The 13,889-nt window shown below is 72.4% G+C and carries 10 protein-coding genes; 8 read left to right on the top strand and 2 right to left on the bottom strand.

What is annotated here, in order from left to right; translation table 11 throughout:
- Window positions 1-174 precede the first annotated feature (174 nt).
- From AB0C46_RS19760 to AB0C46_RS19730, 7 genes are all read left to right on the top strand, one after another.
- Entirely contained in the window at window positions 175-3,096 is a 2,922-nt protein-coding gene (locus tag AB0C46_RS19760; RefSeq protein ID WP_362829147.1) for a class I tRNA ligase family protein, read from the top strand.
- A 253-nt stretch (window positions 3,097-3,349) separates the two neighbouring features.
- Entirely contained in the window at window positions 3,350-4,180 is an 831-nt protein-coding gene (locus AB0C46_RS19755) for a hypothetical protein (RefSeq protein ID WP_362829146.1), read from the top strand.
- 267 nt (window positions 4,181-4,447) lie between these two features.
- A complete protein-coding gene (locus tag AB0C46_RS19750; protein WP_362829144.1) occupies window positions 4,448-5,293 on the top strand; it encodes a DegV family protein in 846 nt (281 codons plus the stop codon).
- Between the two features lie 376 nt (window positions 5,294-5,669).
- Window positions 5,670-6,398 (top strand): ComEA family DNA-binding protein, encoded by a 729-nt coding sequence (locus AB0C46_RS19745; protein ID WP_362829142.1) that lies wholly within the window; start codon window positions 5,670-5,672, stop codon window positions 6,396-6,398.
- A gap of 905 nt (window positions 6,399-7,303) precedes the next feature.
- The gene (locus tag AB0C46_RS19740; protein ID WP_362829187.1) at window positions 7,304-9,688 is read left to right on the top strand and encodes a ComEC/Rec2 family competence protein; all 2,385 of its coding nucleotides are present in this window, start codon (window positions 7,304-7,306) and stop codon (window positions 9,686-9,688) included.
- 154 nt (window positions 9,689-9,842) lie between these two features.
- Window positions 9,843-10,328 (top strand): Rrf2 family transcriptional regulator, encoded by a 486-nt coding sequence (locus AB0C46_RS19735; RefSeq protein ID WP_362829141.1) that lies wholly within the window; start codon window positions 9,843-9,845, stop codon window positions 10,326-10,328.
- Window positions 10,328-11,137 (top strand): arylamine N-acetyltransferase, encoded by an 810-nt coding sequence (locus AB0C46_RS19730; protein ID WP_362829139.1) that lies wholly within the window; start codon window positions 10,328-10,330, stop codon window positions 11,135-11,137. Before AB0C46_RS19735 ends, AB0C46_RS19730 begins: the two co-directional genes overlap by 1 nt.
- 44 nt (window positions 11,138-11,181) lie before the next feature.
- Here AB0C46_RS19730 and AB0C46_RS19725 read toward each other — a convergent pair whose 3' ends face one another.
- Window positions 11,182-11,457, bottom strand: a complete 276-nt coding sequence (locus AB0C46_RS19725; protein WP_362829138.1) for a hypothetical protein — start codon at window positions 11,455-11,457, stop codon at window positions 11,182-11,184.
- A 97-nt stretch (window positions 11,458-11,554) separates the two neighbouring features.
- Between AB0C46_RS19725 and holA the strand changes: the two genes are divergently transcribed.
- A complete protein-coding gene (gene holA / locus AB0C46_RS19720; RefSeq protein ID WP_362829137.1) occupies window positions 11,555-12,538 on the top strand; it encodes a DNA polymerase III subunit delta in 984 nt (327 codons plus the stop codon).
- A 411-nt stretch (window positions 12,539-12,949) separates the two neighbouring features.
- Here the strand turns inward: holA and AB0C46_RS19715 are convergent, their stop codons facing one another.
- A complete protein-coding gene (locus AB0C46_RS19715) occupies window positions 12,950-13,828 on the bottom strand; it encodes a hypothetical protein (RefSeq protein WP_362829136.1) in 879 nt (292 codons plus the stop codon).
- Window positions 13,829-13,889: the final 61 nt, after the last annotated feature.

Genomic DNA, 13,889 nt, shown 5'->3' with positions numbered 1-13,889 from the left:
ATGCGTGCCGTACGCCTTCTGCTTAGCGGGCCGCGCTGATCAGTACCGACGGATGACAGACCCCGTCGGAATCGGCGCGGCTTCCCCTCCTGTGCGAGGGGTCTTTTTGTTTCCGGCGTGCCGGGGATCTGGCGCGTTTCCGCTGGCAGAGACGATCGATGGAGCTTTGAGACGATGAGCGAGACGACCAACTCCCCCGCTGCCGAAAGCGCGGGAGGTGCCCCCACCGAAACGGCGGCGCCGCACCGCTATACGGCCGCGCTGGCCGCCGACATCGAGGCACGCTGGCAGGACTCCTGGGAGGCGAACGGGACCTACGAGGCCCCGAACCCGAAGGGCGACCTGGCCGGCGACGCCGAGCCGGTGGCCCGCCCCAAGAAGTTCATCATGGACATGTTCCCCTACCCGTCGGGTGCCGGCCTGCACGTCGGGCACCCCCTGGGCTTCATCGCCACCGACGTCTACGCCCGCCACCAGCGCATGACGGGCCACAACGTCCTGCACACCCTGGGCTTCGACGCCTTCGGCCTGCCCGCCGAGCAGTACGCGGTGCAGACCGGGACCCACCCGCGGGTCTCCACCGAGGCCAACATCGTGAACATGCGGCGTCAGCTGCGCCGCCTGGGCCTGGGCCACGACCAGCGCCGCTCGGTCGAGACGATCGACCCGGCGTACTACAAGTGGACCCAGTGGATCTTCCTGCAGATCTTCAACTCCTGGTACGACCCGGAGGCGGATGCCGCCCGCCCGATCGACACCCTGGTCGCCCAGTTCGAGGCCGGCACCCGCCCGGTCCCCGACGGCCGGGCCTGGAGCGAGCTGAGCCCCATCGAGCGGGCCAACATCCTGGGCGAGTACCGCCTGGCGTACGCCTCGGATGCACCGGTCAACTGGTGCCCCGGCCTGGGCACGGTGCTGGCCAACGAGGAGGTCACCGCCGACGGCCGGTCCGAGCGCGGCAACTACCCGGTCTTCAAGGCCAAGCTGCGCCAGTGGAACATGCGCATCACCGCCTACGCCGACCGGCTGCTGAACGACCTGGACGCGCTGGACTGGCCGGACGCCATCAAGCTGCAGCAGCGCAACTGGATCGGCCGCTCCGAGGGCGCCCGGGTCGACTTCCCGGTGGGCGACGACAAGATCACCGTCTTCACCACCCGCCAGGACACCCTGTTCGGCGCGACGTACATGGTGCTGGCGCCCGAGCACCCGCTGGTCGCCGGGTCCGACAACGGCAGCGGCACGGGCTCCATCGTCCCGGACGCCTGGCCCGAGGGCACCCACGACGTGTGGACCGGCGGCCACGCCACCCCCGGTGACGCCGTCGCCGCCTACCGCAAGCAGGCCGCCTCCAAGTCGGACGTCGAGCGGCAGGCCGAGGCCAAGGACAAGACCGGCGTCTTCACGGGCGCCTTCGCGGCCAACCCGGTCAGTGGCGAACAGGTCCCGGTCTTCATCGCCGACTACGTCCTGATGGGCTACGGCACCGGCGCGATCATGGCCGTCCCCGCCCACGACAGCCGCGACTTCGCCTTCGCCCGCGCCTTCGAGCTGCCGATGCGCTGTGTCGTCGAGCCGTCGGACGGCCGCAGCACCGACCCCTCGACCTGGGACGACGCCTTCGCCTCGTACGACGCCAAGATCGTGAACTCGTCCGGTGCGGCGGTCTCGCTGGACGGCCTGGGCGTCACGGAAGCCAAGGCGAAGATCACCGCGTGGCTGGCCGACCAGGGCATCGGCGAGGGAACCGTCAACTTCCGGCTGCGCGACTGGCTGTTCAGCCGGCAGCGCTACTGGGGCGAGCCGTTCCCGATCGTCTACGACGAGGACGGTGTGGCGCGCGCACTGCCCGAGTCGATGCTGCCGCTGGAGCTGCCCGAGGTCGAGGACTACTCCCCGCGGACCTTCGACCCGGACGACGCCGACACCCAGCCGGAGACCCCGCTGTCCCGCAACGAGGACTGGGTCCATGTCGACCTGGACCTGGGCGACGGCATCAAGCGCTACCGCCGCGAGACCAACACCATGCCCAACTGGGCGGGTTCGTGCTGGTACGAGCTGCGCTACCTGGACCCCCACAACGGCGAGGCGCTGGTCGACCCGGCGGTCGAGCAGTACTGGATGGGCCCGCGCGAGGGGCAGCCGGCCGGCGGCGTCGACCTGTACGTGGGCGGCGCGGAGCACGCCGTACTGCACCTGCTGTACGCCCGCTTCTGGTCCAAGGTGCTGCACGACCTGGGACATGTCTCGTCCTCCGAGCCGTTCCACAAGCTGTACAACCAGGGCATGATCCAGGCCTTCGTCTACCGGGACAGCCGCGGTATCGCCGTCCCGGCCGCCGAGGTCGAGGAGCGCGACGGCGCCTACTACTACCAGGGCGAGAAGGTCAGCCGCGTCCTGGGCAAGATGGGCAAGTCCCTGAAGAACGCCGTCACTCCCGACGAGATCTGTGCCGAGTACGGCGCGGACACCCTGCGCCTGTACGAGATGGCGATGGGCCCGCTGGACGTGTCGCGCCCGTGGGACACCCGGGCCGTCGTCGGCCAGTACCGCCTGCTGCAGCGCCTGTGGCGCAACGTCGTCGACGAGGCGACCGGCGAGGTCACCGTCGTCGACACCGAGCCGGACGAGGCCGCCCTGCGTGCCCTGCACAAGGCGATCGACGGCGTCACCCAGGACATGGCGAACCTGCGCTTCAACACCGCCATCGCCAAGGTGACCGAGCTGAACAACCACCTGACCAAGGCGGGTACCCCCGTCCCGCGCACGGTCGCGGAGCGGCTGGTGCTGCTGGTCGCCCCGCTGGCGCCGCACATCGCCGAGGAGCTGTGGCGCAAGCTGGGCCACACCGACTCCGTCGTGCATGCGGACTTCCCGGTGGCCGACCCGGCGTACGTCGTGGACGAGACCGTGACCTGCGTCGTGCAGATCAAGGGCAAGGTCAAGGCGCGCCTGGAGGTCGCTCCGTCGATCTCCGACGCGGACCTGGAGGCGGCGGCCCTGGCCGAGCCGGCCGTGGTCGCGGCGCTGGACGGCGCGGGCATCCGGAAGGTCATCGTCCGGGCGCCGAAGCTGGTGAACATCGTTCCGGCGTAGACCGTCGGCGGGCGCCCGGGGCCGGTCCCCGGGCGCCCGGCAGCGGGATTCCGGGGACACCGCCGGTGTCTCACCGGGCCGGTCGTGAGGCTGCCTCGGCCCGCACTGCCGGTGCTCCGTGAGCGCCTTGGGGGTTTCCCCTACGGGCAGGTTGGGGGTTCTTCCGGAACCCGCAGCCTGCCCGAGGCGTTTACCGTGGAGGTACAGGGCGCGGGCCGGGAACCGGCGCCGCCGACACGTCTGGGGAGAGCCCATGGAAGCCGCCGTCGCCATCGTGGGACTGCTCTTCGTGCTGTTTGTTCTGGCCGGGGTCTTCGTGACGGTCAAGGCGGTCAAGGCGGCCAAACGCGGAGTGGACCGCACGGTCGCCCAGGCCCGCAGGACCGTCGAGGACACCACCCTCCGGGCCCGGCAGTTCTCCCAGCCCGGCGTGGTCGGCGAACTGGCGCAGCTCAGGCTCTCCCTGCGCACCTCCATGCGCGCCACCCAGGAGGTGCTCCACGCGGGGTCGCCGGACGATGCCTCCCTCAGCGAGGCGATCGGCCTCTTCGAGCGCCTGAGCGCCCATGGCCATGAACTGGACGACGAGCTCAAGCGGCTCGAACGCGAACCCGACCGGGCCACCATCGCCGCCCGGCTCCCGGATCTCCGGGAGCGCCTGGAGCGGATCACGCACTCCGCGGAGTCGCTGCGCTGGGCCGCGCGCGACCGCGCACGCAAGTTCGCGGAGGACGATCTGGCCTCGCTGAGCGACCAGATCGATGTGGAGTCGGGAGCGCTGCGGCACTGGACCCGGGTCGAGGACGCCGTGGATCCGCTGCGGGATCCCGTACCGGGCCGTCCGGAGAGCGCAGCACCGGGAGAGACGAAGCGCCCCACGGGAGGGCAGCCGACGGAGGGGCAGACACGGGCCGGTACCGCCGGCGGTCCTCCGGACGCCGCTGCCCGGCCGGGCAGCGCCTCCGCCGCCCGCTCCTGGAGCCCGACGCCCGAGGACCCGCCGGCGATCACCGCCCGGGACCCGCGTGCCCAGCCGTCCTACCCGTGGCAGAAGGCACCGCGGACGGAGGACACGACCACGTGAGGCCGTAGCAGCAGGAGGGGCGAGGGGTGGGGTGGGGGCGGGGCGGGGCCCCGGGAGAAGACGGCGGTGAAGGACCGGGCTCCTGCTCCTGGGGGCATGGCGGACGCGGGGACGCCAGCGGCGTAGACGTGATCGCCCCGGACCGGCGGACCGAGGGCGTCGGCGGTGCCTTTCGGCAGGCTCTTGGCAGAGCCTTGGGTAAAGCTGGAAGATCTTGGGGAGGGCCCGCACTGTGCGGCGTCCGGATCCCCGGATAACCTCCCTGTCATGTCCCGCCATGTCGCGATCGTCACTGATTCCACGGCCTACTTGCCGCGGGCGGCCATCGAGCGTCACCACATCACGGCCGTGCCACTGACCGTCGTCCTGGGGGACCAGGCCCTGGAAGAGGGCACCGAAATCTCCGCGAGATCCCTTGCCCAGGCGCTGCAGAAGCGCCGACCGGTGACGACCTCCCGGCCCAGCCCGGCGACGTTCGCGGAGACCTACCGCAAGGTCGCGGCGGCCGGCGCGAGCGGCATCGTCTCGCTCCACCTCTCCTCGGAATTCTCCGGCACCTACGACGCGGCGGTGCTGGCGGCCAAGGAAGCTCCGGTGCCCGTACGCGTCGTGGACACCGGGATGGTCGCGATGGCTCTCGGCTTCTGCGCCCTCGCGGCCGCGGAGACGGCGGAGGCCGGTGGGGACGTGGACGAAGCGGTCGCCGCCGCGGAGAAGCGCGCAGCGGGCACCTCCGCCTACTTCTACGTCGACACCCTCGACTATCTGCGCCGCGGTGGCCGGATCGGCGCGGCCCAGGCGCTGTTCGGCTCCGCGCTCGCCGTCAAACCGCTCCTGCAGCTGGCGGACGGGCGGATCGAGCTGCTGGAGAAGGTCCGTACGGCGTCCAAGGCCATCGCGCGGCTCGAGGAGATCGCCGCGGAGCGGGCTGGCGAGGGCCAGGTCGATATCGCGGTCCACCATCTCGCCGCGGCGGAGCGCGCGGACGCCCTGGCCCAGCGGTTGCGGGAGCGGGTTCCCGGTCTCAACGAGCTGCATGTGAGCGAGGTGGGCGCGGTGATCGGCGCGCATACGGGTCCCGGGCTGTTGGGGGTTGTGGTTTCGCCGCGGTGAGAGGGGCGGTGGGGTGCCCTGTGGGTGACGGAGTTGTCCACAACTGGGGCTCTGTCCACCGGATTTGAGGCTGCTCGGCGAGATCCGCTCGGGGTGCTTAGCGTCGGTCGGTATGAACTTGTCTCGCTCTGCGCCAGAGGTTTTTCCGGCCTCGCCGTCTGTCTCGTCTCCTGCGTCTGCATCGGTTCTCTCCGCCCCGCCGGATGGGGCCGCTGTTCCATCCGGCGGGGCGGAGCGGCGGGAGTGGGAGCGCGAGAGGGTGCGGGCCCGGGCCGCGGCGATTTTCGGCGACGCGGGGGCCGCTGCCGAGGCCGGTCCGCCGCCTCCTGGGCATGATCCGCCCGGCTCAGGCCGTGGGGAGCGGGTGTGGTGTGCGGTGCGCGAACGGCTCCCGCTATGGGTGCAGTTACGGTGCGGCACCGACCCGAAGGCGCTCGCCGCCCTGGTCCTGGTGCTCGTGGTGGCTGTGGGGTTCGCCGTGCAGCACTTCTGGGCGGGCCGTCCCGAGCCGGTACGGGCTCCGGCCGCCGAACGTGCCCGAGGGGCACCTGGCCCCGACTCGCGAGCACCGTCGTTGCCGTCAGCGTCATCGTCCGGCACCGCGGTGGCGAACGGCCCGCCGGGCACTGCGGGGCGACAGCTGGTCGTCGATGTCACGGGCAAGGTCCGGCACCCCGGCATTCAGCGGATGCCGCGGGGGTCGCGGGTGGTCGATGCCCTGCGGGCCGCGGGTGGCGTGCTGCGGGGGACGAACATCCATGGGCTCAACCGGGCGCGGCTGCTGACCGACGGCGAACAGATCGTGGTCGGTGCGGCGGGTGGCGGGGCTGGGTCCGGGGGCGGCGCCGGCCCCGCTGGCGTGGGGGCCGGCGGGCCGGGGAGTGGGCTGCCGAGGGCCGGGGGTGGTCCGGGTGGCCCGGTCAGTCTCAGTGCGGCGACCGAGCAGCAGCTCGACTCTCTCCCCGGAGTGGGCCCTGTGCTGGCCCGGCACATCGTCGAATTCCGCACCCAGCACGGCGGATTCACCTCGGTGGACCAGCTCCGCCAGGTGACCGGGATCGGTGACCGCCGTTTCGCCGATCTGCGCCCCCTGGTGGTGCCATGACCAGCCCTCGCGCCACCGTGCACGCCACGGCGGCGTCGCCACACGGTGCCTCGGACCCGCATCAGGAGGGCCCGGCCGATCTGCGTCTCGTCGCGCCCGCGCTGGCGGCCTGGGGCGCCGCGGCGATCGGTCTGGGCGCCCCCGGTGGGGGAGTGGCGGTGGCCTGTGGCGCGGCCGTGGTGCTCGCGGCCGTTGCGCTATGGGTGGCTGTAGTGCGGCGCAGGGCCGAGGGTGAATCAGGGGCGGAGGAGCAGCCCGGCGTCGTTCCCCGGGCCGAGACCGGGCGGCGAGGAGCGGAGTCGCCCCGCCGCCGCTCTCCCCGCCTCCGGCCGGCCGGCGCGTTGGTGGCCCTGGCCGCGGTGTTGCTGTGTGCCGCGGCGGGGGCTGCGTCCGCGGCGCTGCATGCCTCGGATCTGCGGCGTGGGCCGCTTCCGGCCCTGGCCGAGCAGTATGCGCGGGTCACGGTGGAACTGGAGCTGACCGGCGACCCACGGCTGACCCGCCCCAAGGTGCGGGGCTCCCAACGGACGCCCTCGGTCCTGGTGTTCACGGCTGATGCCCTCCGTGTCACGGCGCCGGATGGCGAGGTCACCGCTGTCCGCACACCGGCCCTGGTGGTCGTACAGCAGCCCGGAGGAGGGCGCGGCGCGGGTGGCGGGCACGACCGGGCCGAGGGGCGTGGCGGCCCGCAGAACGCGGGCGCCGCCTCGCGGACCTCGGCTGCCCTCCCGCAGAATCCGGGCACTGCGTGGCAGGGCTCGCCCGCTGCCGTCCCTCAGAACCCGGGCGCCGCACGTCCGCCCTCAGTAACCGCGGGCTCGCCCGCTGCCCCACCGGGGCCGCCCGGCGTCCCGCCGCCTCGGGCCGCCGCCCCACCTGTTCCGGGCGCTGCGCCGGAGGCTTCGGTGTCTGCCGCGCAAGGTTTGCCCGCTGCCCTGCAGGCCGCGGTGATCGGCCCGCACGGCTCGCCCGTCGCCCCGCAGACCGCTGCAACCGCCCCGCAGACCGCCGCCACCGGCCCGCAGAGCTCAGTCACCGGCCCGCCGCAGCCGGGAGCGGAAGGCCGCGCGGACGCCCGTGGGGGCATCGCGTCGGCGTGGCGGGGGCTACTGCCGTCCACCCGGATCCGGGTGGTGGCGCGTGCTGCGCCGCCGCTGGCCTCTGGCGATCAGGTGGCCGCCGTGCTGCGGGTCACCGCCGACGCGCCGCCGGTCAAGGTGGGTGCGCCGGACGCGGCGCAGCGCTTGGCGGGGAGCCTGCGTGCCGGGCTGCGTGAGGCCACCGACGGGTTGCGTCCCGACGCCCGAGCGCTGTTGCCGGGCCTCGTGGTGGGGGACACCTCGCGTGTGCCGCCGGATCTGGATGACGCCTTCCGTGCCACCGATCTGACGCATCTGCTCGCCGTGTCCGGCAGCAATCTGACGATTGTGCTCGCGCTGCTGATCGGCCCGCCGCATCTGGCGACACGCGCCGAGCGCCGTGGGCTGGCGCCGCGCCTGGGGCTGTCGCTGCGCGGCACGGCGGTCATCGGCGGCGCGCTCGCCCTCGCCTTCGTCGTGGTGTGCCGCCCGGACCCGAGCGTGCTGCGGGCCGCCGCCTGTGGCCTGATCACGTTGCTCGCGATCGGCACCGGCCGCCGCCGTTCGCTGCTCCCCGCGCTCGCTGCCGCGGTGCTGCTGCTGGTGCTCTACGACCCCTGGCTCGCCCACAGCTACGGCTTTCTGCTCTCTGTCCTGGCGACCGGCGCGCTGCTGCTGCTCGCGCCGCGTTGGAGCGCCGCACTTCAACGGCGCCGGGTGCCGCCCCGCCTCGCCGAGGTGATCGCCGCCGCGGCCGCCGCCCAGGCGGTCTGCGCCCCCGTCGTCGCCGTGCTGGCGGCCCGGGTGGGCCTGGTCGCCGTGCCCTGCAATCTGCTGGCCGAGCTGGCCGTGGCCCCCGCGACGGTCCTGGGCTTCGCGGCCCTCGCCGCCGCTCCGGTCGTGCCGCCGGTCGCCCAGGCGCTGGCGTGGTGCGCGGGCTGGCCCGCCGAGTGGATCGCCGGTGTCGCCCGTACGGGAGCGGCGCTGCCGGGGGCGGAGTTCGCCTGGCCGGGCGGCTGGGCCGGTGGGCTGGCGCTGGCGGCCGCCATGGTGCTCCTGGTGCCGCTCGGCCGCAGGGTGCTGCGCCGTCCCTGGTTGTGTGGGCTCTGCGCGTTGGCGGTGATCCTGGCGGTGTGGCGGCCCGCGCCGTTCACCCGTGTCCTCACCGGCTGGCCGCCGCCGGGCTGGCGTGCCGTGGTCTGCGACGTGGGGCAGGGCGACGGCCTGGTGCTGGCGGCCGGGGACGGCACGGCGCTGGTGGTGGACACCGGGCCCGAACCCCACGCCATCGACCGCTGCCTGACCGACCTGGGTGTCCGGCGCATCCCCCTCCTCGTCCTGACGCACTTCCACGCCGACCATGTGGACGGGCTCCCCGGGGCGCTCCGCGGGCGCTCGGTCGGTGCGATCGAGACCACGACCCTGCAAGAACCTCCGGGGCAGGCCCAGTTCGTGCGCAGTACGGCTGCCGCGGCCCGGGTGCCGGTCGTCCGTGCCACACCGGGGGAGCGCCGCCACCTGGGTCCGCTGACCTGGGAGGTCCTCTGGCCACCCACCCCGCCCGCTCTTCCCGGCCCCGACGGTCCCGCCGGATCCGACGCCCTCGACGGCCCCAACGACGCCAGCGTCACCCTGCTTGTCCGTACGGGCGGGCTGACCATTCTGCTGCTCGGAGACCTGGAACCGCCCGCACAGCGAGGGCTGTTCGTGGCGCACCCCGAACTTGGCGGCGTCGATGTCCTGAAGGTGGCACACCACGGCTCCGCCTATCAGGACCCGCCGTTGATACACCGGCTGGCGCCGCGTCTGGCGCTGATCTCCTGCGGCGCCGACAACCCGTACGGCCATCCGGCGCCCCGCACCATCTCGGCGCTCCGCGCCCAGGGTGCCCGGGTGTTGCGTACGGACACCGACGGAGCCATCGCGATCCTCGGCACCACGGCCGGACTGACCGCGACGGTCACCGGCCACCGGGTCAAAGTCCGGCTGGTCAACGGTCCGAGAACCCAGGCCCGTACGCGCGTCGGCGCGCGTCGAGCCGACGTGCGTACGGCAGGCAGCCGTCGCTCCAGGAGCCGTCCCCGTCCCGTCAACTCCCGCCAACCGCGAGGCCAACAGATACGCCAACCGAGACGCCGACAGATACGCCAACTGAGACGCCGACAGATACGTCAACGCAGGTGCCATCGGCGACGTCAGCAGATGCCATGAGCGGAGTCATCAGCAACGTCATCAACGACGTCATCTGCGACGGTGCCTGAGCCGCCCCCGCTGCCCGCCCGGCGGAGGCCGGAGCTGCCGGAGCGGCCGCAGCGGCCGGACAAGGGAGGAAAGGCGCGGAACCAGGACCTGTAAACTCCAGATTATGAGGATGAGTGAGGGCGTCGAGTGGGGCCTGCACTGCTGTGTGACGCTGGCCTGGCTCGACGGAGACGGACCCGTGTCCACCGCTCGGCTGGCGGCTTCCTTCGAGTTGCCGGCGGCCTACCTGAACAAGCGGCTGCAGGCGCTGGTCCGGGCCGGGATTCTGAGCTCCACGCCCGGTGCGCGAGGTGGTTTCCAGTTGGCACGGCCGCCGGAGCGGATCACTCTGATGGATGTCGTTGCGGCGATCGAGGGCACCGACGATGTATTCCGGTGTACCGAAATCCGTCGGAACGGGGCCGGCGCAGTGGCGTCCGGCAGGGAGTTCGGCCGGCCCTGTGGCATCTCCACGGCGATGCGCAAGGCCGAGCTGGCCTGGCGGCGTGAGCTGGCCGCACAGACCCTTGCCGAGGTGATGGCCGGTACGCCTGCCTCGGCGGCGGAACGGACCCGCCGCTGGTTCGCTGCGGAGAGGACGCACACCTGATGGACACCGCTGCCGCTGACGCCTACCTGGACCGGATCGGCGTCGGCCGCCCCGCCGCCCCCGATACCGACGCGCTGCGTGCACTGCACCTCAGTCATCTGCGCACCGTCCCCTTCGAGAACCTCTCCATCCACCTCGGCGAGGAGATCGTGCTCGCGGAGCAGCCGGTGCTCGACAAGATCGTCGGTGCCCGGCGCGGCGGCTTCTGTTACGAGCTCAACGGTGCGTTCGCCATGCTGCTGGGCGCGCTCGGTTATGAGGTCGAGCTGTTGTCCGCCCGCGTGTTCGGCGGCGACGGAAAGCTCGGGATTCCGTACGACCACCTTGCGCTGCGCGTACAGACACCCGGCGGGCCGTGGCTTGCGGACGTCGGCTTCGGCAGGCACAGCCACTTGCCGCTGCGCTGGGACAGCCGTGCCGAGCAGACCGATCCCGGCGGGGTGTTCCGGATCGAGGAGACGGAGACGGGCGATCTCGATGTCCTGAGGGACGGTTCCCCGCAGTACCGCCTTGAGCAACGTCCGCGTGCATACGCGGACTTCAGGGTCGGCTGCTGGTGGAACCAGACCTCGCCCGCGTCGCACTTCACCCAGTCCCTGGTGTGCTCACGGCTGACGGAGACCGGCCGGATCACGCTCACCGGCCGTACGCTGGTGACCACCGGGGTGGACGGCGCACGCGAGGAGCGCCAGGTAGGTGCGGAGGAGGTCCTCGCCGCCTACCGGGAGTACTTCGGGATCGTTCTGGACCGGGAGCCCGTGGTGGGCGAGGTGCCGCCCCGCGGGGCGGGCGCCCAGGAGCGTCCGTAGCCTCGTCATCCGCTCGGAGGGCGGGACGCGCGGCCGGCCTGTCGTTACTCGGCCTCGCGCCAGCCCTCGTACTCCGCCGCGAGCTCGTGCAGCCGCGCGGGGTCGTGAGCGGCGTCCGGGTCCTCGACGACCACCAGCCACTGCGCGTCCTCGGCGTCGTCCTCACCGGCCAGGGCGTCCCGTACGAGCTGGGGCTCCTCGGTGACACCGAAACGTTCGGTCAGAGCGTCGGCCACCTCCTCCGCCGCGTCGCGGTCGGGCAGCACCAGTACGTGGCGCTCATGTCGTACCTCGGGGTGGTGTGGGGCAGCATCATTCACCGGGCCATTGTCCGACAGCGGGAGGACGGTCCTGCCCGGCAGGGGCGGGAGAGCGTCCGGGCCGGGTTGTCAGTGGCACGTGGGATGCTGGACCGCGATGGCCAGGAAGACAGCTCACGATGACCCGCTTGCCCCCGTCACGATCGCGGTGGGCCAGGAAGACCTGCTGCTGGACCGCGCGGTGCAGCAGGTGGTGGCGGCTGCCCGGGCAGCCGATGCGGACACCGATGTGCGCGACCTCACCCCCGATCAGCTGCAGCCCGGCACCCTCGCCGAGCTGACCAGCCCCTCGCTCTTCGCCGAGCGCAAGGTCGTCGTGGTGCGGGCCGCCCAGGATCTTTCCGCGGACACCATCAAGGACGTCAAGGCCTATCTCGGCTCGCCCGCCGAGGAGATCACGCTGGTGCTGCTGCATGCCGGCGGCGCCAAGGGGAAGGGCCTGCTGGACGCCGCCCGTAAGGCCGGTGGGCGGGAAGTGGCCTGCCCCAAGATGACCAAGCCCGCCGACCGGCTGGCCTTCGTACGGGGCGAATTCCGTGCGACGGGGCGTTCGGCGACGCCCGAGGCCTGCCAGTCGCTGGTCGACGCGATCGGCAGCGATCTGCGTGAGCTGGCATCGGCCTGTGCGCAGCTGACCGCCGATGTCGAGGGCACGATCGACGAGGCCGTCGTTGCGCGCTACTACACGGGCCGGGCCGAGGCATCGAGCTTCACCGTTGCGGACCGTGCCGTCGAGGGCCGGGCCGCCGAGGCGCTGGAGGCACTGCGCTGGGCGATCGCCACCGGCGTCGCCCCCGTCATGATCACCAGCGCGCTGGCCCAGGGCGTCCGCGCCATCGGCAAGCTGGCCTCCGCCCCGCGCGGCGCCCGCCCCGGCGACCTCGCCCGCGACCTCGGCATGCCGCCCTGGAAGATCGACCGGGTACGGCAGCAGATGCGCGGCTGGTCGGCGGACGGTGTGGCTACGGCGCTGCGCGCGGTGGCGGCGGCCGATGCGGGAGTGAAGGGCGGCGGTGACGATCCCGAGTACGCCCTGGAGAAGGCCGTCGTGGCGATCGCCCGGGCGGCCCGGTCGCGGTGAAGCGGCAGCCGGGTGCCCGGCGCGGTGACGCGGCGGCAGCCGTGTGCTCGTTGGCGGTGACGCGGCGGCGGCCGTGTGCTCGGTCACGCTGAGGTAGCAGCTGCGCGTCCGGTACCTGGGAGCGACCTGCCGACGCGCGATCCGCGGGCACCGCGCTCCCCCTCATCGGGCACCCGAACTCCCGGGATAGCAGCTACGCGTCGGGTACCACCGAGACCGCGAGCCTCTCACCGGGAGGCATCGCGAGCGCCTTACCGAGACTGCGAGCGCTTCACTGGGACCGCGGGTGCCTCACCGAGACTGCGAGCGCCTCACGGGGACCGCGGGTGCCTCACCGAGACTGCGAGTGCTTCACCGGGACCGCGGGTGCCTCACCGGGACCGCGGGTGCCTCACCGGGACCGCGAGTGCCTCACCGGGACCGCGAATTCTGCAGCCGCTTGAGCGTGTCCGTGGCGCTGTTCTTCAGCATCGTGGCGACCTCGTCGGCGGTCGGCTGCTTGGTGGAGCTGCGGCTCGACGCATAGCTTGACCATGTCGACTGGTACGTCATCCAGCCGTCCCGGACGCCGAGGATCACATACGAACCGGAGCTCGTGCTGCCGTCGTCCTTCCGGGTCACGAGAAAAGCTTCGTCACCGATGCCCGGCACGGCCTCGACCCGATAGCCGACGGAGGCGTCCTGCTTCTCGTACGAGCGGTAGGTGTCGGCGAATTCGGGCCCGGGGTCGGTCTTCTTGTGCAGCGTGGCGGTGTTGTAGAGCCAGGTCGAGGAGTAGTCGGAGCTGCTTGCGTTCTCCTTCTCCAGCGAGACGTTGCACCACATGGTGTCCAGCGAGGTCTGCTGGGCGCCGCTGTGCTGCGGGTTGGCGCTCTTCGAGGCCGTGCCGGTGTTCGCCTTGGTCTTGAAGTCGGCGTTCTCGAACGGGGTCATCGAGGTGTCTGCACACAGATCACTGGTGTAGCCGTAGCCCGCGAGGTCGGGGCTGGGCTCGGAGGAGAAGCCGCCGGTGGCGAACAGTACGGAGCCCCAGATCGCGGACGCGGCGACGGTCCCGCCGATCGCCCAGAGCCAGCCGGACGTGCCGCTGCCCGCGCCGTCAGGCGCGCCGGGCGCGGCGGGTGCGCCGGATGCCGGATAGCCGTATCCGCCGGCCGGCCCTTGCGGCGGGGCCTGCTGTGCGTAGGGGTTCTGCTGCGCGGGCACCGGATTCTGCGGCGCGGGAACCTGGCCGTAGGGATGGGGCTGCGGCTGGCCGTACGGATTGTTCTGATCCCCCGATATGGACATGGCCGAAGCGTAGCGGACCTGGCCGAAAGTGGACCCGGTGTGGTGCCCCGCACTCCTTCTA

This window comes from Streptomyces sp. NPDC048637, assembly GCF_040650675.1.
In the GTDB taxonomy this organism is placed as follows: Bacteria; Actinomycetota; Actinomycetes; order Streptomycetales; family Streptomycetaceae; genus Streptomyces.
The sequence above is the reverse complement of the archived record's forward strand: the minus strand, read 5'-3'. Positions and strand labels throughout refer to the sequence as shown.